At 34.7% G+C, this 22465-nt stretch carries 16 protein-coding genes; 9 read left to right on the top strand and 7 right to left on the bottom strand.

What is annotated here, in order from left to right; all coding sequences use genetic code 11:
• Nucleotides 1–253 precede the first annotated feature (253 nt).
• Entirely contained in the window at nucleotides 254–883 is a 630-nt protein-coding gene (locus tag K4L44_16935; protein QZE14186.1) for an HAD hydrolase-like protein, read from the top strand.
• Nucleotides 884–925: 42 nt separating this feature from the next.
• Here K4L44_16935 and prfB read toward each other — a convergent pair.
• From prfB to K4L44_16920, 3 genes are all read right to left on the bottom strand, one after another.
• A protein-coding gene (prfB, locus tag K4L44_16930) for a peptide chain release factor 2 (GenBank protein QZE14185.1) occupies nucleotides 926–2021 on the bottom strand; the annotation gives its coding sequence in 2 pieces (ribosomal slippage) (nucleotides 926–1957 and nucleotides 1959–2021; 1095 coding nt in all).
• 97 nt (nucleotides 2022–2118) lie between these two features.
• Complete coding sequence (locus K4L44_16925; protein ID QZE14184.1) at nucleotides 2119–2736, bottom strand: hypothetical protein; 618 nt, start codon at nucleotides 2734–2736, stop codon at nucleotides 2119–2121.
• A 147-nt stretch (nucleotides 2737–2883) separates the two neighbouring features.
• Complete coding sequence (locus K4L44_16920; protein QZE14183.1) at nucleotides 2884–4347, bottom strand: glycosyltransferase family 39 protein; 1464 nt, start codon at nucleotides 4345–4347, stop codon at nucleotides 2884–2886.
• A gap of 99 nt (nucleotides 4348–4446) precedes the next feature.
• On the opposite strand from K4L44_16920, the gene queG reads away from it, so the two are divergent.
• From queG to K4L44_16900, 4 genes are all read left to right on the top strand, one after another.
• Nucleotides 4447–5391 carry a tRNA epoxyqueuosine(34) reductase QueG gene (gene queG, locus K4L44_16915; protein QZE14182.1) on the top strand — a complete coding sequence of 315 codons (945 nt, stop codon included), beginning with the start codon at nucleotides 4447–4449 and terminating at the stop codon, nucleotides 5389–5391.
• Nucleotides 5392–5578: 187 nt separating this feature from the next.
• Nucleotides 5579–6046, top strand: a complete 468-nt coding sequence (gene rnhA / locus K4L44_16910) for a ribonuclease HI (GenBank protein QZE14181.1) — start codon at nucleotides 5579–5581, stop codon at nucleotides 6044–6046.
• 50 nt (nucleotides 6047–6096) lie between these two features.
• Nucleotides 6097–7320 carry a 3-deoxy-D-manno-octulosonic acid transferase gene (locus K4L44_16905; GenBank protein ID QZE14180.1) on the top strand — a complete coding sequence of 408 codons (1224 nt, stop codon included), beginning with the start codon at nucleotides 6097–6099 and terminating at the stop codon, nucleotides 7318–7320.
• Nucleotides 7321–7628: 308 nt separating this feature from the next.
• Entirely contained in the window at nucleotides 7629–10181 is a 2553-nt protein-coding gene (locus tag K4L44_16900) for an adenosylcobalamin-dependent ribonucleoside-diphosphate reductase (GenBank protein QZE14179.1), read from the top strand.
• A gap of 228 nt (nucleotides 10182–10409) precedes the next feature.
• Here K4L44_16900 and K4L44_16895 read toward each other — a convergent pair whose 3' ends face one another.
• Complete coding sequence (locus K4L44_16895; GenBank protein QZE14178.1) at nucleotides 10410–11087, bottom strand: HAMP domain-containing histidine kinase; 678 nt, start codon at nucleotides 11085–11087, stop codon at nucleotides 10410–10412.
• A gap of 537 nt (nucleotides 11088–11624) precedes the next feature.
• Between K4L44_16895 and metH the strand changes: the two genes are divergently transcribed.
• The 3 genes from metH to K4L44_16880 all read left to right on the top strand — a co-directional run bounded on the left by metH (nucleotide 11625) and on the right by K4L44_16880 (nucleotide 18420).
• Nucleotides 11625–15260 (top strand): methionine synthase, encoded by a 3636-nt coding sequence (metH, locus tag K4L44_16890; protein ID QZE14177.1) that lies wholly within the window; start codon nucleotides 11625–11627, stop codon nucleotides 15258–15260.
• A 208-nt stretch (nucleotides 15261–15468) separates the two neighbouring features.
• Nucleotides 15469–16422 carry a methylenetetrahydrofolate reductase [NAD(P)H] gene (metF, locus tag K4L44_16885; GenBank protein ID QZE14176.1) on the top strand — a complete coding sequence of 318 codons (954 nt, stop codon included), beginning with the start codon at nucleotides 15469–15471 and terminating at the stop codon, nucleotides 16420–16422.
• A 906-nt stretch (nucleotides 16423–17328) separates the two neighbouring features.
• Entirely contained in the window at nucleotides 17329–18420 is a 1092-nt protein-coding gene (locus K4L44_16880; protein QZE14175.1) for an Mrp/NBP35 family ATP-binding protein, read from the top strand.
• A gap of 90 nt (nucleotides 18421–18510) precedes the next feature.
• Here K4L44_16880 and K4L44_16875 read toward each other — a convergent pair whose 3' ends face one another.
• The 3 genes from K4L44_16875 to K4L44_16865 are packed head-to-tail and all read right to left on the bottom strand — an operon-like array spanning nucleotide 18511 to nucleotide 20939.
• Entirely contained in the window at nucleotides 18511–19296 is a 786-nt protein-coding gene (locus K4L44_16875) for a radical SAM protein (GenBank protein ID QZE14174.1), read from the bottom strand.
• Nucleotides 19297–19314: 18 nt separating this feature from the next.
• Nucleotides 19315–20502 (bottom strand): amidohydrolase family protein, encoded by a 1188-nt coding sequence (locus K4L44_16870; GenBank protein ID QZE14173.1) that lies wholly within the window; start codon nucleotides 20500–20502, stop codon nucleotides 19315–19317.
• Nucleotides 20499–20939, bottom strand: a complete 441-nt coding sequence (locus K4L44_16865; protein ID QZE14172.1) for a DUF4296 domain-containing protein — start codon at nucleotides 20937–20939, stop codon at nucleotides 20499–20501. Before K4L44_16865 ends, K4L44_16870 begins: the two co-directional genes overlap by 4 nt.
• Before the next feature lie 218 nt (nucleotides 20940–21157).
• Between K4L44_16865 and K4L44_16860 the strand changes: the two genes are divergently transcribed.
• Nucleotides 21158–22444: an L-serine ammonia-lyase, iron-sulfur-dependent, subunit alpha gene (locus tag K4L44_16860; GenBank protein ID QZE14171.1), complete on the top strand. Its 1287-nt coding sequence runs from the start codon at nucleotides 21158–21160 to the stop codon at nucleotides 22442–22444.
• Nucleotides 22445–22465 lie beyond the last annotated feature (21 nt).

Here is a 22465-nt window from a genome sequence, read left to right as displayed (position 1 = left end):
GAACTGCCTCAAGGGCTAATTATAATTCCCAAGATATTAAAAAAAATAAATCATAGACATGATTCCGAAAAGAATATACCTTATTATAAAACACTTAATTAACACCAGTTAACACAATAGACATTTATTTTATAAACTTTGTAAACAGTAATTTAGTCAAAACTAAAAATAGGTATCTTGTAGATAGTTTTCATTAATAACGCTAGTTCAATTGAGCTATTATCATAAACTTGATATAGATATTTAAAATCACATGACTAAGAAAGTGATACTTTTTGACTTTGACGGAACCCTATTCGACACACAATCTGCATACTATGAATGTAGTAATCAATTGGCTCTTAAATATAGGTTTAAGATGCATGAAGATTGGGAGAAATATCGAGATATGCCAGCAAAGGACTTCCTATTTGATGTTCTAAAGCTATCGTGGTTCCAATTGCCTTTTTTCATCGCAGATATGAAAAAGCTTTTTCAAGAGAAAATTCATTCTGTTAAACCTTTTGAAGGTATTCCAGAGCTATTAAATGAATTAAACCAATTCTATGAATTAGGAATTATAACAAGTAATGGTGAATATGCTGTAAAAGAGCTTTTAACAAACTATGAACTAGATTATTTTAAATATAAAGATTTCGATGCTTCAATTCTTAACAAAAAATGGTGTTTGAAAAGATTTCTATCTAAAAGTAAAATCTCCAACAAAGATGTCATATACATTGGTGATGAATATAGAGATGGGAAAGCCTGTATAGAAGCGAATATTGACTTTATAGCAGTATCCTGGGGTATGAATAATACAGAGATATTGAAGGAAGCAAATCCTCTAATGGTGGCAGAATCTCCAATAGATATTTTAGATTATTTGTTAACAACATTATAGGATGAACATCATTTATGCCCATCCTATAATCTTTATAGTCTTTTAATCTTGCTTTCCAGAAAACTCCATTAAATATGATTTAACAAAGCCATCAAGATCACCATCAAGAACAGCCTGTACGTTACCAGTCTCATGACCAGTACGGACATCTTTCACCATTTTGTATGGTTGCATAACATAAGAACGTATTTGCGATCCCCACTCAATAGCCTTCTTATTGCTTTCAAGTTCCATCTCTTTTTCACGCCTCTTACGGATCTCCATCTCATAAAGTTGGGATTTCAAAAGACGCATTGCGTTCTCTTTGTTTTGTAATTGAGATCTAGATTCGGTGTTTTCAATAATAATTCCAGTAGGAGCATGTCGTAAACGTACGCCTGTTTCTACCTTATTCACATTCTGTCCACCAGCGCCACCAGATCGGAATGTTTCCCATGTAATATCTCCAGGATTTACCTCAATCTCAATCGTATCATCCACTAAAGGAGAAACAAAAACAGAGGTAAAAGATGTTTGTCTTTTCCCTTGAGCATTAAAAGGAGAAATACGAACCAATCGATGAACTCCATTCTCACTTTTCAGATAACCATATGCAAAATCGCCTTCTATCTCAAGAGTAACACTTTTAATCCCAGCATCCTCACCAGGTACAAAAGAAGCTTCACGAACTTTATATCCACTCTTTTCAGCATAACGAATATACATTCTCATTAGCATATCTGCCCAATCATTTGCCTCGGTACCACCAGCACCCGCATTGATCTTTAAAACAGCTCCTAGCTTGTCTTCTTCTCTTCGAAGCATATTTTTCACTTCTAAGGCTTCTATGGCTTCTATGGCTAGATCATATTGTTCTTGAACCTCATCTTCTGAAGCATCACCTAATTCGAAGAACTCGAATAGTACTTCAAGATCTCCTTGAATTTGTTTTACATTTGCAAAAGCATCAGTCCATTGCTTGATTTCTCGAATCTGCTTCATTTGAAGTTCCGCTTTTTTTGAATCTTCCCAAAATGATGGATCTTGCGTCTTAAGCTCTTCTTCTTCTAATTGCATCAATCTATGATCGATGTCAAAGATACCTCCTTAACGCTTCAAGACGTCCACTTAAGGCTTTAATCTGATCTTTAATAACCATGATATTCTATTATTAGATTTATTTCTCTACAAAAATAAATATCTACAGTTATAAATCGTGTTTCTTAGTAAAAGTTTTAGGAGGAGTATTCAAGAGTTTAAGCAATTCGACAGTTTAACTTTTCCATTTCATATTGTTTCACGATGTGAAGACATTCAATAAGTTTCAAAATCATCTTATCATATCGTTCAATCTCAATATCATGAATCCCCGATTCAGCCAATAACTTACTTCTTTGCTCTTTCACGAGTACAAACTGTGTTTTTAAAGACAAAACTTGTTTCTCAACAATCCCATTACGTTCAAATATCTCTTTTATATCAATAATTGAATCATAAGATGATAACACACGCCCTATAGTAGTGATCATAAAAGGATAAAGTTGTTCCCATTTCTTGTTATGACAAAAAACATCTTTAAAAAAAACATCACCTGACTCTTTCAGGTTACTCAAGCAGAACTCATTATAAAAAGCAATTAATTTTAAATAATTTGCCTCAAATTCTTCTTCTATGATTGACTTACGTTCTGAGACGATAGATTTTAAGACTTGGTCAATCTGTTCGACCTTACCAATTAAAGTAGTGATCTCTTTAGTCAACTCATCTACTCGTATATCCCCATTTACTCTATCGTAATCATCCTGTAATTTCCATAGAATATCATTTACACTAATGGTTAATGTATTTATATTGTAATAAAAGTTTGAAAACATATGATTCCCCTTTTGTTCTTTACTTCATATTTATTTTATGAAACTAGCCCACAAAGAACTTATGTTCTTTATAAAATAGATAGCTTTCTATTAGTAACACTTTATACAATATAATTACAACTAAGATGATTTTAATGACCTGATATTTTAGTATTTACTTTTATTAATGTTCGTAAAATTGATCCCTGACACTTTATATAAATAGAATGATTTACCTTGATAAGCTTGATTTTCGTATTTAAAAGTGGATATTGAATCCATATTTAAAAAATGATCTTTATAACATTTAATAGATTTATGTTCACTTATAATATATGCATCCCATCCTTTATAAAAATCATAAGTAGGTTCCATCCAAAGATCATATTGATTCATTCTACAAGAAGGATTATAATAAATTAAGTCATACTTTTTACTTCCATAAAAACAGAGTTCGGAAAAGATACTATAATGAGAACAAACAATCACAATATGTTTACTATCCATTGTAACTTCCTCTAACTTCTCATTTAATTCATTCCATCCGACAAGTCGTCTTGTAACTTTATTAATAGGGACTGTTTTAGCAAGTAACGAATTATCACCTTGATATAATCCATCAAAAAGAAGTAGGTAGCTAAAAGTGGTAAAGATGATTGATAAATATATCCATTGTTTATTCTTAATCTGTTCTATTCCTAAAAGTAAAATCAAAGGCATAGGACAAACAATGAATAGGGTCCAATTAATATGAGAAGCACTATGTCTTGTAAAGGATAAAACGGAGAACATTAAAATGACTAATAGATACGGTAAAAGAACCAGTTTAAATAAAAGTGTCTCCTCTTTCAAGCATTTGGATATCCCTTTAAATATCGGAATAAAAAGAAGACCACCTAATAAAACTAATTGCCCACCTAAGAACTCAAAAAGATTTCTAAAAGAACGTAAGACACTAAATTCTCTACCAGAAACAGTCAGTCCTAATAAATGCTTGAAGGATATAAAATCATTAGACGATGCCCACAATAAAATCGGGATACAGCCCATCAGAGTGATACATAGAAAAATTAACACATGTATTTTACTAAACCGATTTCCCGACAATAAAATAAAAGACAATGGCAGTAATCCAGCAATCATCGCATATTTAGATAAAACACCTAAACCTGCAAAGATGCCTAATATAACCCAATATCTTAATCTATCATTCTTTGATATTTTAGTAATAAATAAGATGGCTCCCATATAAAAGAATAAAAGCAATACATCGGTAGTGAAGAAAATTACGGTATACCAGTAGTGTGGAAAGAAGTAGTACAGGCATAATGCCTTCAATGTTCGTTTTTTGTCTGAGGTTAGAAACAGAACCCACCTATAAAATAACAATGAAGTTAGGTTCGCAAATAACCAAGACCAAAGACGTACAGCGATCTCTGTCTTTCCTAAAATTGATGTTGAAATATAGTTAAGGTATGCGATCAAAGGGGGCTTAGAATAATAAGAAGCTTGTAACCTTTCGGCCCAACTCCAATACTGAGCTTCATCAAAATGAAGTTCTAATGGAAATGTTATTAATATTACAAATGAAACTAATAACATGGAAAACCAAACTCCGTAGATTCTTTTCATATTGTTTTTAAGCTTAAACAAAAATTCTAAAGAATCGGTTCAATATTAAAAAGGAAGTTATTTTGAGTATTTTTACCCACAAATAAGGAGCTTAAGATTGTGAAATCAGATTCATTAAATAAAATTACAGAAGAGATTCGCCGACATGCTATAGAGATTGGATTTACCGATTGTGGGTTCTCAAAGGTGAGAGAGCTTTCCGAGCATAAAACTAGACTTGAGAAATGGCTCTACGAAGGGAAAAATGCCAGCATGAAATATATGGCAAATCATCTTGAAAAAAGAGTGAACCCATCTCTTCTTGAAGAGGGGGCTGAAACAGTTATCTCTGTACTATTAAATTATTTTCCAAAAAATAATCTGGAGAAGAAGGATCAGTGGGTCATATCGAAATATGCATACGGTAAAGACTATCATTACATCATGAAGTCAATGATTGGAAATCTATTAGAATATATACAAGATAGGTTTCCTGATGTTAAAGGGAGGGCTTTTGTTGATTCAGCACCAGTATTAGATAGAGTTTGGGCAGTCGAATCTGGACTTGGATGGATTGGAAAGAACAGCAACCTCATATCTCCAAATCATGGTTCATTTGTCTTTATTGGAGAACTTATCATTAATAAAGAACTTATTAATGATACCCCCCAAACGAAAAATTATTGTGGGAACTGTACTAAGTGCATTGATGCATGCCCCACAGATGCCATAATTTCACCCAAAACAATAGATGCGAACAGATGTCTTTCACATGCAACTATTGAGTATAGAGGAGACGAAAAGCCAATTGAAATAAAAGGTAAAATGAGTAACAGAATTTATGGTTGTGATATCTGTCAAGATGTATGTCCTTGGAATATCAAAAAAGCAAAACCAACAAACATAGATGCATTTGATCCTATGATTAAAGAAGATATATTCACTAAAAACTATTGGGATGATACAACTAATGGTTCATTCAAAAAACGTTTCCAATCCAGTCCTATTGCTAGAGCTGGACTAAAACAAATAAGAAGGAATATACAGTGGCTGGAAGAAGAGTAGACGGTATTCGATATTAATGATATGAAAATAGAGAATCCTTAAAATTCTTTATCATTATTGATAGTAAAAAGAGTGTTTAACAATAGAATGAATTGCAAAACCTATTATATTTATTCTCATTGTATTAAATTTGCCATGTTGCAATTACAATTGAAACGGTGTTTGGTGCCAATTATACGTTTACATTATGAATCAAAAAGAGGTAGTAGTCATCTATACGGATGGTGCATCTAGAGGAAATCCAGGTCCTGGGGGATATGGAACCATTATGATATACAAACAACATCGTAAAGAGATGTCTGAAGGATTTAGATTGACTACCAACAACCGTATGGAACTGCTAGCTGTGATAAAGGGGCTAGAAGCGCTAAAAAAAGATGGAGTTCATGTGGTAGTGTATTCAGATTCAAAGTACGTTGTAGACTCTATTGAGAAAAAATGGGTATTCGGTTGGGTCAAGAAGAATTTTAAGGATAAAAAGAATCCAGATTTATGGAAGCGATTCCTTAAAATATATTCTAAACATCACGTAAAATTGATTTGGGTCAAAGGACATGCAGACAATATCGAAAATGAAAACTGCGACCGACTAGCTGTTAATGCAGCATTAGATCAAAATCTTCTCATTGATGAAGGGTATGAACTAAACAATTAAAACAAAATAAATTAACAAGGCATAGATTTCAAGTTATATATTAGAACAAAATGAAATTCTTCTACAATTTAAGCATTCATCTTTACTATTATCTTATCAAAATAGCATCTTTATGGAATCCAAAAGCAAAAAAATGGATACAAGGAAGAGATGAAGTTTGGTCTACTCTAAACAATAAGATCGATAAGAACAGCTCATATATATGGTTCCATTGTGCTTCTCTAGGAGAGTTTGAGCAAGGCCGCCCGTTAATAGAGAGAATTAAGAGGAAGGACCCAGCAAAGAAGATTATAATCACATTTTTCTCCCCTTCTGGGTACGAAGTAAGAAAAGACTTCTCATCAGCAGATGTGGTCGTATACTTGCCTCTCGACACCCAAAATAACGCTCAAAGGTTTCTTGAAACTGTTCATGTGGAAATGGCCTTTTTTATAAAGTATGAATTTTGGAATTACTTTTTAAGTGAACTACATAAACAGAAAATTGAAACATATCTAGTATCGGGAATTTTCAGACCAAGTCAAGTGTTTTTTAAGCATTATGGTAAATGGTATGCAGATATTCTTAAGAACTTTACTCACCTCTATGTTCAAAATGAAGTGTCTAAGGAATTACTCGAAGGTATTAATATCAAAAATGTATCTGTTCTCGGTGACACACGTTTTGATCGTGTTCACGATATTGCTACTCAAGCAGAAAAAATTGATTCTATTGAACAGTTTAAAGGAAATGACAAACTTGTCGTATGCGGGAGTACGTGGCCAGAAGATGAAAAGGTCTTATTACACTATATAAATCAATCTGAAGGGACAAAGTGGATTATTGCACCTCATGAAGTGAGTAATACTCATACAGCAGAACTTGAATCAAAAATTCAGAAGAAGTCCATAACCTTTAGCAATCTAAAAAATTCAAATCCATCTGACTACGATATTGTCATTGCTGATGGGTATGGATACCTTACTAGTCTATACAAATACGCTGATATAGCCTATGTTGGGGGTGGTTTTGGTAAAAGCATTCACAATATATTGGAAGCAGCAACATACGGTGCACCTATAATTTTTGGCCCAAAACATTCAAAATTTAAAGAAGCATTAGACTTAATTAAGTTAAAATCAGCATTTCCTGCAAATAGTCAGTTGGAAGTAGAAGCATTACTTTACCAACTTCTTACAGATGAAGATATTTTAAACAATGCATCCAAAAGATGTATACAATACGTTAAGGAAAACACAGGCTCTACCGATATTATAATACATAATCATTTGTAATAGTTATTCTTTCTTTTTAGGTCTCTAATAAGTTAATTCTTTTGAATAATATTTCAAAAGAATTAGACTGATTTTTCCCATAAATTTCATTTTTTGTAAACTTTTCATTTTTATCAATACTTTAATACATTAAATATCAATTATTTAAAGCGTCATAGTTGATAACTTTTTTAAAAAATGAAAACAAAACTTATCTCTCAATTGTATTTTTAATGTACCTTGCGACGCAAATTCAGAAAAGATAAGCATACGCACTTTTCAACGTTGCAATCGTAGCATTAATATAACAGAATTCTTAACTTTTCATCATGGAATTGAGAGATATTGACGTAAAAAAATCTATGACGTCCAAAAAAACATTTACAAACGAAGAAGCTTATCAATCATCTTTAGAATACTTCAATGGTGATGATCTTGCTGCACGTGTTTGGGTTAACAAATATGCTCTAAAAGATTCATTTGGGAATATCTACGAACAGAATCCCAATGATATGCACAAACGTTTGGCTGCCGAGATCTCTAGAATAGAGAGTAAGTATCCAAACCCAATGTCTGAGGAACAAATTTTTGATCTTATGAAAGGATTTAAATATTTAGTTCCACAAGGAGGACCAATGACTGGTATTGGAAATAAATATCAGATTGCATCCCTATCAAACTGTTTTGTTATTGGAGAAACAGGGCCATCAGACTCATATGGTGGAATTATGAAAGTGGATCAAGAACAAGTCCAATTGATGAAAAGAAGAGGAGGAGTTGGTCATGATCTGTCACAGATCAGACCATCTGGATCTCCAGTTAAGAACTCTGCGTTGACATCCACAGGTATTGTTCCATTCATGGAGCGTTTCTCTAACTCTACAAGAGAGGTTGCTCAAGATGGACGAAGAGGAGCATTGATGCTATCAGTATCTGTCAAACACCCAGACTCTGAAAGTTTCATTGATGCTAAGATGACTGAAGGACGAATAACAGGAGCAAATGTATCGGTTAAAATACATGATGATTTTATGGAATCTGTTCGAACAAACACTCCATATGTTCAGCAATATCCAATTGAATCGAAACAACCTACTTTTACAAAACAAACGAATCCTGTAGACCTTTGGAATAAGATTGTTCATAATGCATGGAAATCGGCAGAACCAGGAATTCTATTTTGGGATACCATCATAAAAGAATCTATCCCTGATTGTTATAGCGACTTGGGGTATAAAACAGTCTCAACAAACCCATGTGGAGAGATTCCTCTTTGCCCATACGATAGTTGTAGACTACTAGCGATTAATCTATACTCCTACGTAGAAAATCCATTCACTCCAAATGCAAAGTTTAACTTTAAGTTGTTTACTCAACATGTTAGATATGCACAAAGATTAATGGATGATATCATTGATCTTGAATTAGAAAAAATCGATGCTATTATTCAGAAGATTGATCTAGATCCAGAAAGTGAAGAAGTTAAAAGAACAGAAAAGACTCTTTGGATTAACATTAAAAGAAAAGCAGAAGAAGGTAGACGTACAGGTATTGGGATTACTGCAGAAGGAGATATGTTAGCAGCAATGAATCTTAAATATGGATCTGAAAATGCCACTGATTTTGCAGTAGAAGTACAAAGAACACTAGCAATAAACGCTTACTTAGGTTCTACTGAACTAGCAAAAGAGAGAGGTGCATTCTCTATTTATGAACCCCAAAGAGAGGTACAAAACCCTTTTATCTCAAGAATTAAAGCTGATTCTCCAGAGTTCGCTGAAAATCTTGAAAAATATGGTCGTCGTAACATTGCTTTATTAACAATAGCACCTACTGGTACAACGAGTTTAATGACTCAGACAACTTCAGGTATCGAACCTGTATTTATGCCTGTATACAAGCGTCGTAGAAAAGTTAATCCTAATGATAAGAACGTACAGATAGACTATGTTGACGAAGTAGGAGACTCTTTCGAAGAGTATATTGTTTTCCACCATAAGTTCTTAGAGTGGATGAAAATTAACAACATCGATACATCTAAGAAATATAGCTCTGAAGAGTTAGATGAGCTCATTACAAAATCACCTTATCACAAAGCGACCTCTAATGATGTAGATTGGGTAGAGAAAGTTCGTATGCAAGGTCTTATGCAGAAATATGTTGACCATTCTATCTCAGTAACCATCAATTTACCAGCAGACGCAACTGAAGAACTAGTAAGTAAATTATATTTTACAGCATGGGAAAGCGGATGCAAAGGAATTACTGTTTATCGTGATGGATCACGTTCAGGTGTCCTGGTTTCAGCTAAGCCGAAAGAAAAGAGTGTAGTTGAAAAGCCAAAGCAGAGACCAAAGGAGTTGATTGCCGATGTGGTTCGTTTTCAAAACAACAAAGAGAAGTGGATTGCTTTTATTGGACTTATCGATGGAGTTCCTTATGAAATATTTACAGGACTTCTTGATGACGAAGACGGTCTATTAATTCCTAGAGTAATTACATCTGGCTTGATCATCAAGAATAAAGATGAAAGTGGAAATAGTAGATATGACTTCCAATATTCGAATAAAAGAGGAATAAAAACAACAATAGAAGGATTATCTCATAAATTCAATCCAGAGTTCTGGAATTATGCTAAACTCATTTCTAGCGTCTTGAGACATGGTATGCCTATAACCAATGTTGTTGATCTTGTATCTAGTCTTCAATTCGATAATGAGACAATCAATTCTTGGAAAGTAGGAGTCTCACGTGCTTTAAAGAAATATATTCCAAATGGAACCAAATCAGGAGCAACATGTACATCCTGTAAATCTACAAATGTCATTTACCAAGAGGGGTGCTTAATATGTAAAGATTGTGGTTCATCAAAGTGTGGATAAATATCCCCCTAACATAAAGTAGAGAATAGGATGTTCTTTTTGGGCATCCTATTTTCATATCCAAGAGTTTGAACTATGTTTAAATAAATAAGCAATCGACTCATAAAAGATCAAATAATTCTCACAGACAATAATAGACTACTGAATGTTACCAGAAAGAGAAAAAACCTTTAGCCATTAGAATACTGCAAAAGCTTTATATGAGCATTAAAACTGATCTCAACCTATTTAGACTTGATCCAATGGGAAAGTAACCATGAAGGAAGACCCTTTTCCTAGAGAGGTTTCTATAGTCAATTTACCTTTTAATAGTTTTATTAAAGAGCTACATATTATTAACCCCAAACCAATTCCATGAGAGCCATTCTCTGCACAACGAACCTGTGTATTATTTAAGTTCATTAATGCTTTAGCCTGATTTTCACTCATCCCCATTCCATCATCCAAGACCTCAAGCTGCCAACTGCCTTTCAGTTCTTTTACTGTTACATAAACATGACCATCATTTGAGACAAACTTTAAAGAATTCATTACAAGATTACGACAAATAGTCTCAATAACTCTCTTATCCACATTAGCCCATAGAGTATCCATCTTTGATTCAAACATCAAGCAAACATTTTTATTCAGGGGTTTATATGCTTCTAATGAGTCGACATAACTTTTTAATATAGAAACCACATCCAATCGCTTCAAATCAATCATTATCAATCCACTATTCATATTCATCCAATTCAACATATCATCCACAAGAAGCTCTGTTTTTTCTAGTTGCTTCCTCATATTTTGAATCATTTCGACTTTTTCAGAAGAAGACAGCTCCTCGTATTCCATGATTTCAAGCATTGAAACTGAAGACGAGATAGGAGTGCGGATGTCATGTGCAATAATTACTGATATATTCATAACATCCGGATTCGACTGGTCTTTAATTTTATAATTACACTTTTTCAAAAGATAATGTACAGCCAATAAAAGCACTATTGCAATAAGAATATTACAACCTAATAACAGATGATTTAAAAAGGTAACAGACATGGGTATTCGTTATTCAAAGTAAATTATTGTAAAAAGTATAAAAACTTAAGGATAATATATAACAAATAAACCTCTAAATATTACGAAACGGTTAACAATTGGTTATTCAGAACTAATAACCATTAATATATTGTGATTTAAAAGAAAAACAACTATAATTGTAATCATTCAAAACTATAGATAAGATTAAAAAAGATCATGAAACAGTATCTGGTCATACGATTTCTTTCAAAACAGAATAACTCTTCTAATAGGCGTATGCGCAGCATGCGCTAAATCTTTCTATATCTACATTTCTACCTACTAGGCAAGTAGGTCACAAATCAAAGTTTCAAACTGTCTCACACGATATTCTTCCACAAGAGTATATAGCGTGTTATACCTAAACATTACAACTTATTCGAGATGAATAGCACTATAGATCAAAAGCTTAAAGATAAGATACTTATTTTAGATGGTGCCATGGGTACCATGATCCAGCAATATGAATTGGACGAAGTTGCGTATAAAGGAGAGGAATTTCAAGATCATCCTCACAACATTAAGGGTAACAACGACATTTTAAGTATTACCCAACCTGAAGTGATTCAGGCAATACACGAATCCTTTTTACAAGCAGGGGCTGATATTATTGAGACAAATACCTTTAATGCCAATAAGATATCCCAATTAGACTATCATCTAGAGGATTACGTCAGAGAAATAAACATTAAAGCCGTAGAAGTTGCAAAAAGAGCGGTAAGTAAATTTCCTAAAGAGAAGAAATATATTGCAGGTTCTATTGGCCCGACAAATAAGACATTGTCAATGTCTCCAGATGTAAATAACCCAGCATATAGAGCGGTAAGTTATAATGATATGAAAGCTGCTTATTTTGAACAAGCAGTTGCTCTGATCGAAGGAGGAGTAGATCTTTTTATTGTAGAGACAATTTTTGATACACTAAATGCGAAAGCAGCCCTTCATGCAATCAGGTATGCCCTAGAATACAAAGGGATCACATTACCTATAATTGTCTCAGGAACAGTCACAGATGCATCAGGGAGGACTCTTTCTGGTCAAGATATTGGTGCATTTGTCACCTCTCTTCAACATCATCCTATTACTGCAATAGGACTCAACTGTTCTTTTGGGGCACATGCACTACTACCATATATCCAGGAGTTAGCAAAAATATCCTCCACTCCAATCATCGTATATCCCAATGCCGGGCTACCTAATGAGTTAGGAGAGTACGACGAGACACCGACAGAAATGGAAAAACAACTTTTACCTTTTATAGATAATGAGTTGGTAAACATCGTTGGTGGTTGCTGTGGAACAACACCTGAACATATTAAGCATATATCACTGCTATGTAAAAACAGAAAACCTCATACGCCGAATGAAAAAGAGCATAAACTAAAACTATCGGGATTAGAGACACTAACGATTGACAGCCAGAGTAATTTTATCAATATTGGAGAACGTACCAATGTAGCTGGTTCTAGAAAATTTGCGAGACTCATTAGAGAGAAGAAATACGAAGAAGCTCTATCTATAGCAAGAAATCAAGTTGAAGGTGGTGCACAAATAATTGATGTCAACCTAGATGATGCCATGTTAGATGGAAAACAAGAGATGATTCATTTTCTTAATCTAATGATGACAGAACCTGAGATCGCCCGTTTACCAATTATGATAGACTCCTCAAAATGGGAAGTTATTGAGGCTGGTTTGCAATGTATACAAGGAAAAGGTATTGTTAACTCGATCAGTTTAAAAGAGGGTGAAGAACAATTCATTCAATATGCAACAACCATCAAATACTATGGGGCTGCCGTGGTTGTAATGGCTTTTGATGAAACAGGACAGGCCACGAGTTATCAGCATAAAATAGACATATGCAAGAGAGCTTATAACATCTTAGTAGACAACGTAGGGTTTGCACCTGAAGATATTATATTCGATCCGAATATACTTACCATCGGTACAGGAATGGAAGAGCATAACGAATATGCTATTGACTTTATTAAAACAGTAGCATGGATCAAAAAAAATCTACCATATGCTAAAGTGAGTGGGGGAGTATCCAATATTTCTTTCTCTTTTAGAGGTAATAATGTCGTCAGAGAAGCCATTCATTCTGTTTTCCTTTTTCATGCTATTAATGCAGGAATGGACATGGGAATTGTAAACCCAAGCATGCTTCAAATTTATGATGAGATACCTGAAGACCTTCTTATCAAGGTAGAAAATCTTGTATTTAACAAGACTAAAGATGCAACAGAAGAGCTCATAGAGTATGCACAAACAGTTCAAAATAAATCAAATGAAAACATTCAAGTAGAGTTATGGAGAGAAGAGAGTGTTTCTGAGAGGTTAACATATTCACTCGTAAAAGGAATCACAGAATATATAGAGGAAGATTTAGAGGAGATTTGTCTTCAGTATGATTCCAAATTAGACATTATTGAAGGACCACTAATGAATGGCATGAATCGTGTTGGTCAACTATTTGGGGATGGAAAGATGTTCTTACCTCAGGTAATAAAATCAGCGCGAGTAATGAAAAAATCTGTAGCTTGGTTGACTCCATTCATAGAGAAAGAGCTCCTTTCACAAAATAGAAAGAACAACCAAAAGCCCAAAGTACTGCTAGCCACAGTAAAAGGAGATGTTCATGATATAGGGAAGAATATTGTTGGGGTTGTTCTGTCATGTAACAACTTCGATGTGATAGATCTTGGAGTTATGGTAAAGGCTGAAGTCATTATTGAACAAGCCATTGCAAACAATGTAGATATGATTGGACTAAGTGGATTGATCACCCCATCGTTAGACGAGATGATTCATGTAGTCTCCGAATTAGAACGAAAAGGACTTAAAATTCCTGTTCTTATCGGAGGAGCCACTACATCAAAAATACATACCGCAGTAAAAATTGCACCACAATATAGTGCCCCTGTAATTCACTCAAAAGATGCATCACAAACAGTTCCTGTTGCCAAAAAGATTGTTGCAAAAGACCAATACTTTTTAGATGAGATAAGAAAAGATTACGACTTAGTAAAAACACAGTACCAAAATAAAGACCATAAAGCAATCTCTTTCGAGGAGGCAAATAGAAACAGTCTAGAAGTTGATGAGCAAAAAATAAGTATTCCAAACAAGCTTGGTGTCATTCCAATAGATGACATTGAAGTCTCTACACTATACCCCTACATCGATTGGAGTTTCTTCTTCCATGCTTGGGAGATCAAGGGGCACTTCCCTTCCATTTTAGATCATCCAGAAAGAGGAGAAGAAGCGACGAAGCTATACCACGATGCTTTGGATATGCTTAAAAAGATCCATGACAACCAGTGGATAAAACCAAAAGCTGTTGTAGGGATATGGCCTGTTACGAAAAAAGAGAACGCGGTAAATGTTTGGAATGAGACTAGAACAGAAAAGTTAGACACTTTATATTTTCTTCGTCAACAAAAAGTACAGGCCAAAGGAAAGCCGAACTTATCTCTCTCCGATTTTATCTCCTCTAACAAAGAGGACTATATTGGTGCATTTGCTGTCACAACAGGGGATGGAGTAGATCAATATTGCGAGCAGTATCGTCAACAAAATGACGACTATAATGCAATTCTACTTGAGACACTTACAGACCGCTTGGCTGAATCCTTAGCAGAATATGTACACCTTATTGTTCGAAAAAACATTTGGGGATATGCTGAAAACGAAAATCTTACGATGACAGAAATTCATCAAGCAAAATATGTAGGAATTAGGCCTGCCATAGGATATCCAGCTTGCCCAGAACACTCTGAAAAGAAAACTATATTCCGACTATTAGATGCGGAGAAACACGCCAAAATACAACTAACAAGTAACTTTGTGATGAATCCAAAAGCCTCTGTAAGTGGACTATACTTTGCAAATCCAGAAGCAAAATACTTTACATTAGGAAATATTGAGAAAGACCAAGTTAGTTGTTATGCAAAACAAAAAGATTTATGTTTATTTGATACTGAAAAACTTTTATCAACAAACATAAACTACAAATGAAAAAAGAGACAAGAAATTTAGCTATTGCATTCATTCTAGGACTTTGTACTATGTACACATTAGATTATTGCTTCCACTTTAATAAACCTGTAACAAAGGTAGAGAAGGAAGTTAATAAAGCATCTAAACAGATAAAATCACTGTTTAAATAACACTCCTACTAGGATGATTGCATGGCTAGTAAGTACAACACATTTACATCCATGACATGAAGATTATTGAGAAGATAAACCAAAGTAATAAAACATTATTTTCATTTGAACTCTTGCCTCCTTTAAAGGGGCAAGATGCTTCAAGACTATATCATACTATTGAAGAGTTGTTGGAATTCAACCCTCAATATATCAACCTTACAACCCATCGTGACGAGATAGAATATAAAGAGATCAAAACTGGGGTATTCGAAAAGAAGACAGTACGCAAACGACCAGGGACCGTAGCCATTGCAGCTGCAATACAACACAAATATGGGGTTCCAGTTGTTCCACATGTACTTTGTGCTGGTTATTCAAAAGAGGAGACCGAAAACATGCTTTTAGATCTTCACTTCCTTGGGATAAAAAACATTCTAGCATTAAGAGGAGATAGCCTTCGAACAGAAAATCTATTCAAGCCTCAAGAAGATGGACATAAATATGCTGTCGATCTAGTGCATCAAATATCTGATATCAGTACAGGAAAATATATAGACCCAGACATCAAAAACAAAACATGTCTAGATTTTTGTGTAGGAGTAGCAGGGTATCCAGAGAAACACTTTGAGGCTCCAAATTTAAACTTCGATCTAGACAATGTAAAAAGAAAAGTGGATGCTGGGGCAGACTATATTGTTACCCAGATGTTTTTTGATAATCAAAAATACTTTGACTTTGTTGATAAATGTCGAGCAATTGGGATCACGGTACCAATTATTCCAGGGATCAAACCCCTATCTAAGAAAGTGCACTTCTCATTAATTCCAAGAATATTTAGTTTAGATCTTCCTGAACCGCTTGCCAAAGAGTTACAACGTTGTAAAACTAATGATGATGCATTAAGGGTAGGAACAGAATGGGCAATACTACAAGCTAAAGAACTTGTAAAAAATAATGTCCCATCCCTCCACTTATATACTTATGGTTTGGCTGATAATACGAAAGAGATCCTAAAAAGTATCTTTTAACTTCTTATAATCAATCTGTTTACTTAAAATAAATCTATTATTGTTAATAAAAACTAATGCGTGTAATTATTAAAAGCACCTGATACACAAATAGGAAAGTTGTACACTTTTCATTGCAACAAGACAGTTATTATCATAATATGACTTGTAAATCACCCACCCTTTATGACATTCGAACTACTTTAGTTGGTAGTTCGAATTCATTTTTTTCTTCTTTTATATTACATAAGATTAAAAAAATAAAAAAATATTCATTTTTTATGGGAACCTTTTTCTCTTATGAGTATTAACATATGAAAAGTGTTCAAAATTAAGCATTGCGTTTCTAAGGGGTGGGGAGACAATTACTTGTCTCCCTTTTTTGTCTTCAAAAAGTGATATCCACATTATCTTCTAATAATCACCACACTACACTTTTATTCTCATCTATTTTATAATATTAAGACTTAGCCATTATGCTTAAAACAGTTTAAGCGGATGAGCAACAATCAAATTATCACCCAAATATTATTATACATAATTTAATTACTTAGTATTATATCATTTTAAACTGTTCCCTTCTTTATCTATTAAAAGAAGGTAAAAAGACAAATCATCGTAAACATAAGAGACAGTTATTCATAATTTCATTATGCAATAGACAACAAGGGATCCTCTTTAAGAACTAATCGCTTTACGATCTCCACAAACAGAACGAATCGATAGAAACCCCCATTCTATACTTTTTCAATGATAGACCTAATAATAGACAGGAATCTACATTTATATAGTCTATCATTTTTATTATACAAGATAAGAAAGACTTTGCTGTCTTTTATTTATCTTTGTGATATCAAATACATTCCTTATGGCAATCATTCATTCGTTTAATTAACAAACTAGATTGCCCATATAAAAATTCATATTATGGCTGTTACACCTAAGGATATCACAACAATATTAACTGCTGTTTCTTATCCAAATCAGAAGGAGAATATCGTTCAAATGGATATGGTGCAAGAGATTCGTATTGCGGGGAATCGCATTTCGTTTACTCTTGTATTTCAAAAAGACAATGATCCATATATTCAAACCATTGGACAGGCTTGTGGTCAAGCAATAGAGGATGCTTTGGGCGAAGGTTACGATATAAAAATCACCCCTAAAGCCATGCATCGCATGGAGGCACCGGTCCTACCAAATGTAGAGAATATTCTTGCGATCTCATCAGGAAAAGGAGGAGTAGGTAAATCAACTGTCGCTTCGAATATCGCAGTTTCATTAGCCAAACAAGGGAAAAAGGTTGGTCTAATCGATGCCGATATTTTTGGTCCTTCAATTCCTAAGATGTTTGGTTGTGAAGATGCCAGACCTGTTGCCAATGTTATAGATGGTAGAGAAATGATTGTTCCGATCGAAAAGTATGGAGTAAAACTTCTTTCTATTGGTTTCTTTGTAAATAAAAACGAAGCAACTGTATGGAGAGGACCTATGGCATCCAATGCGTTAAAACAATTGATAAAAGAGGGAGATTGGGGTGCATTAGACTATCTTCTTATTGACCTTCCTCCAGGAACCTCTGACATCCACTTATCGCTAGTACAAACAGTGGCAGTAACAGGAGCTGTTATTGTAACAACACCTCAAGATGTAGCACTAGCAGATGTAGTAAAAGGAGTAAATATGTTTACCTCTAAATCAATCGATGTCCCTGTCATTGGTCTTGTTGAGAATATGGCTTGGTTTACGCCAGAAGAACTACCAGAAAACAAATATTACATTTTTGGTAAAGATGGCGGGAAAAACATTGCCAAAGAACTTAAAATCCCATTTTTAGGTGAGATACCTATTGTACAAGGCATTCGTGAAGGTGGGGATAACGGAGAGCCTATTTCAAATACAGAAAACACTCCTACATCCAATGCATTTCATCAAGTTGCCTCTTCTTTAATACATCAGGTGACCTTAAGAAATAAGTTCCGTCCAGAAACAAAGAAAGTAAAAACGGAAAGAAAATAACATCGTATAAACGACGTAGTTTTATAAATAAAAAGAGGGTTATCCAACAAGGAAACCCTCTTTCTTTATATATGGACTTCTATTTAAAGATCAATTTGCAGAAATCTTTATGTCGTTAGGGATCTTCTCCACAATATAAGATGCTATTTCTTTTAATTCGTCTAGTTCCACTTTAATAAGCCCCTCTGCAGGGGTATCTCTATCCAAAGAGTATATCATCACTTGTCTTGGATGTATCTCTTTAATACATTCAATCCATGCGTCAATCTCTTCACGGGTTGTATTATCTACAGAGACTCCATTATAAGAACCTCTCATAAACAGAGTTTGAACGATAAGATCCCCATCAAATTGTTTGAGCAACTTTACCATATTGTGGACATCAAACTCCCCAACTGGCTGATCAATGGCATCTATTATTTCATTGGTACCTCCGTCCAATTTCATAATATTATCATCCACTTTTTTCAACGCCTCAACAACCTTTTTACTCGTAATCTTTGTACTGTTAGACAAGACAGCAACTTTGGCTTTAGGACAAAAGCGATCTCTTAAAGCAATGGTTATATCTATAATCTTATCAAAATTTGGATGCAACGTAGGTTCTCCATTTCCAGCAAAAGTAATGACATCAGGAAGTTCTTTCTCCTCAACCATCTTTATCAGTTGTGCCTCTAGTTTTTCCGATACCTCTTGAACCGTTGGAATGATTGGCTTACTTTCACGATGTTTGGGATTCCATCCACACTCACAATAAATACAATCAAAAGAACACAACTTTTGGTCAGTAGGAAGAAGGTTCACTCCTAAAGAGACCCCAAGACGTCGACTTTTAATTGGACCAAATATTACTTTATCAAAAAGAAAAGTTGCCATAATAAACTTATTAAAGATTCAAATAATTCGTATACTATTACTTGTAGCTCTTAAACGATGGTTTTTAAGATCTACATCTTTTAGAAGAACAATTCCTGGCTTTTTACCAACGGCAATCGTACCATACTGTTCCTCTAACAACAATGCCTTCGCACCATTCGATGTGGCCATCTGCACCAATTCATTTAACGAAATATCGGGAAAGTTGTTTTGAATAACTTTTATCTCTTCCATCATAGAGAGTGTATCGTTAGAGGACAAACTATCAGTACCAATAGCCAAAGAGACCACTTCATCACGAAACATCTCAATATTTGGAAGAGACCCTTCAATATAGATATTTGATTTTGGACACAAGACAAAAGTTGTTTTAGCCCCCTCTCGTAAATTAAGTATAAAATCTAGGTCCTCTCTACTCATGAAAGTATTATGAACCAAAAGAAGAGTGTGTGACTTATCGATCATCGATCCATGATAATGAATACTACTATGCCTCAACACTGGGAACTCAGACATATCAAACCCAATATTATGAGTTAGATGCGTTGCCATTTTCCCCTCTCCTCTAATAAAAAGATCATTTTCCGAATCAGACTCTTGATTATGAATAGTAACAATGCTGTTCGCATCAAACTGATTAATCATAGACATCAATTCTCTTGACACTGAATAGGGTGCATGCGGTACAATAGACGCACTTAATCCACGATTTAATGCTTCGTCATATACGGTACGAACATAAGAGAAAGATCCTTCTGCTTTTGACGAATCAAGGCCTAAAGCTTCCACGAAGGTGTGATAATAGATTTTACTCTTTTGCTTGGTGTCAAAAGAACTATCCCCATTAGAGATATCACCTACAACCGATATCCCACTCTCATACATCATTCGATCGGCTGCGCCCATCATTGCGCTTCTCTTATCAGAATCCACATCAGGCAAGGAGATCACATTTTTCAGAAACCCAGACAGCTCTAAATTGCGAGGGATACATCCTTTTGCATGAGTTAACTCTAGATGACAATGAGCATTAACCATACCCGGGATCAAGATACCAGGATAGAATTCAACCTTTGCAGACTCCTTCATAACTCCTTTTGTGTCTTCTATAGACAGGACTGTTCCATCATCAGAAACTGTCAGAATTCCATACTTTAATATAGATCCATCGCCTAGATAGATGTAGTGTGCCGAAATCCTTCTCATCTTCTTGCACGTTCTAAACGTTCCCTATTAGGTTCTCCCTCAAGCTCTAATCCCATATCAATATTTTTTTTCAAAGAATCAGGCATCTGTTCGATCTCTTGAACCACGTTCTCATTACGCATTTTAAGGTCATTCATCACATTATCATAGATAGAATTTAACTCCCCAGATTGCTCACTATAATAAAAGATCGACCGAACTAAGATCGAATCGGTAATATCATATTTACGTAATACAGCAAAATAGAGATCTTTATCAAAATTCTTATAATTTTTCTTTAACTCATATTTGGAGTGATAGATACCATTAGCAAGATGTATATCCACCAATACTTTCTCCATCTTATCTTTCGGTATAATTCCTGGTGGAGTATCTGGTTCACAAGCAAACATCACAGCACAGAGAAAACACAATATGAATATATTCTTTAAACGCATATCTTTAATATTTGGAAGATAATTTATAGGTTTCTACCATACAAACCTCGTAACAAAGATACTCTCATCTCTAAAAGAAAACAAATGAAACCAATCCTAATAAACAAGGCTTCAAATCCTGTTAATTCACTATAAATAAGTTATAATAGTGAGAAAATACAACGATAGTTAACATTGCATTGACTATTTTTGATCAAACACTTGGACAACTATTTCATATGGACAGACAATACCAAAAACAGATACTTGAACTGCTTAAATCAGAAGTAGTTCCAGCAATGGGGTGCACAGAGCCAATTGCAGTAGCACTGGCTACTGCCAAAGCAGCTGAACTCCTTGGAGAAGACCCTACAAACATCGTCATTAAAGTGAGTCGTAACATTCTTAAAAATGCAATGGGTGTAGGTATCCCAGGAACAGGAATGAGAGGAATTCCTATTGCTGCAGCCATGGGTGCGATGGGCGGAATTTCTGAAAAAAAATTAGAAGTACTTGCCGATGTATCTCCAGAAAACACAGAAAAAGCAAAACTCTTTGTTGAACAGCAAAAAGTCGCTGTAGAGCAAAAAGAGACAAGCGAAATGCTATATATTGAGAGCCTTTGTTATGCTGGTGATAGAAAAGCATCTGCTATCATAAAAAAAGATCATACCGCTTTTTATGAGCTTAAGATTAACGACGAAGTAGTCTCTGTACTTGAGGATACTTCAAATATAGATCACGCGGAAGAGTCAAAGAACGACCTAAACCTCACCATTAAGAAAATACTAGAATTTACGGTCTCTATTCCTTTTGAAGAGATTCAATTCTTACGTGAAGCGGTTGAGATGAACTTAGCCGTATCAAAAGAGGGGCTAACCCACGAATACGGTTTGCAAGTAGGTAAAAAGGTCATGGAGAACGTAGAAAAGGGTATTCTATCTCCTGGTCTTATCAACTATGCACAAAGTAAAGCATGTGCTGCATCCGATGCACGTATGGCAGGTTGTACACTTCCTGTGATGACCACAACAGGCTCTGGAAACCAAGGGATCACTGCCATGTTGCCTGTTATCGCTGTTGCAGACCGTTTGATGAAAAACGAGGAAAAGATGATCCGTGCTTTGGCATTAAGTAACCTTATAACCATCCACATTAAGTCAAAACTTGGACGATTGAGTGCACTTTGTGGGGCCATGGTTGCTGGTACAGGAGCAAGTGCAGGAATCACGTATCTTATGGGCGGAAACTGTAGCCAAATAGAAGCAGCAATACAAAACATGGCAGGGGGACTTACTGGAATGATTTGTGATGGAGCCAAACTAGGCTGTTCTTTAAAGATATCTGCAGCTGTGAACCAAGCGATTCAGCTTGCCCTTCTAGCAATTGACAATGTTTGTATTGGTGACACCGATGGGATTATTGACCAAGATGTAGAAAAAACCATTGCAAATGTAGCCGAAATTGGATCACAAGGTATGCTAGAAACAGACAAGATGATTCTTGAAAAGATGATCTGTAAATAGGCACATAATAGGAGCTATTAT

This window comes from Prolixibacteraceae bacterium, from assembly GCA_019720755.1.
Classification (GTDB): Bacteria; Bacteroidota; Bacteroidia; order Bacteroidales; family Prolixibacteraceae; genus Halosquirtibacter; species Halosquirtibacter laminarini.
The sequence above is the reverse complement of the archived record's forward strand: the minus strand, read 5'-3'. Positions and strand labels throughout refer to the sequence as shown.

What these genes read in the sequence shown, in the direction of transcription:
- K4L44_16905 (QZE14180.1), top strand. Translation starts at nt 6,097, where the DNA reads ATGAAATTCTTCTACAATTTAAGCATTCATCTTTACTATTATCTTATC.
- K4L44_16860 (QZE14171.1), top strand. Translation starts at nt 21,158, where the DNA reads ATGGACAGACAATACCAAAAACAGATACTTGAACTGCTTAAATCAGAA.
- K4L44_16875 (QZE14174.1), bottom strand. Translation starts at nt 19,296, where the DNA reads ATGGCAACTTTTCTTTTTGATAAAGTAATATTTGGTCCAATTAAAAGT.
- K4L44_16870 (QZE14173.1), bottom strand. Translation starts at nt 20,502, where the DNA reads ATGAGAAGGATTTCGGCACACTACATCTATCTAGGCGATGGATCTATA.
- K4L44_16935 (QZE14186.1), top strand. Translation starts at nt 254, where the DNA reads ATGACTAAGAAAGTGATACTTTTTGACTTTGACGGAACCCTATTCGAC.
- metF (QZE14176.1), top strand. Translation starts at nt 15,469, where the DNA reads ATGAAGATTATTGAGAAGATAAACCAAAGTAATAAAACATTATTTTCA.
- metH (QZE14177.1), top strand. Translation starts at nt 11,625, where the DNA reads ATGAATAGCACTATAGATCAAAAGCTTAAAGATAAGATACTTATTTTA.
- K4L44_16925 (QZE14184.1), bottom strand. Translation starts at nt 2,736, where the DNA reads ATGTTTTCAAACTTTTATTACAATATAAATACATTAACCATTAGTGTA.
- K4L44_16895 (QZE14178.1), bottom strand. Translation starts at nt 11,087, where the DNA reads ATGAATATATCAGTAATTATTGCACATGACATCCGCACTCCTATCTCG.
- K4L44_16900 (QZE14179.1), top strand. Translation starts at nt 7,629, where the DNA reads ATGGAATTGAGAGATATTGACGTAAAAAAATCTATGACGTCCAAAAAA.
- K4L44_16865 (QZE14172.1), bottom strand. Translation starts at nt 20,939, where the DNA reads ATGCGTTTAAAGAATATATTCATATTGTGTTTTCTCTGTGCTGTGATG.
- K4L44_16920 (QZE14183.1), bottom strand. Translation starts at nt 4,347, where the DNA reads ATGAAAAGAATCTACGGAGTTTGGTTTTCCATGTTATTAGTTTCATTT.
- rnhA (QZE14181.1), top strand. Translation starts at nt 5,579, where the DNA reads ATGAATCAAAAAGAGGTAGTAGTCATCTATACGGATGGTGCATCTAGA.
- K4L44_16880 (QZE14175.1), top strand. Translation starts at nt 17,329, where the DNA reads ATGGCTGTTACACCTAAGGATATCACAACAATATTAACTGCTGTTTCT.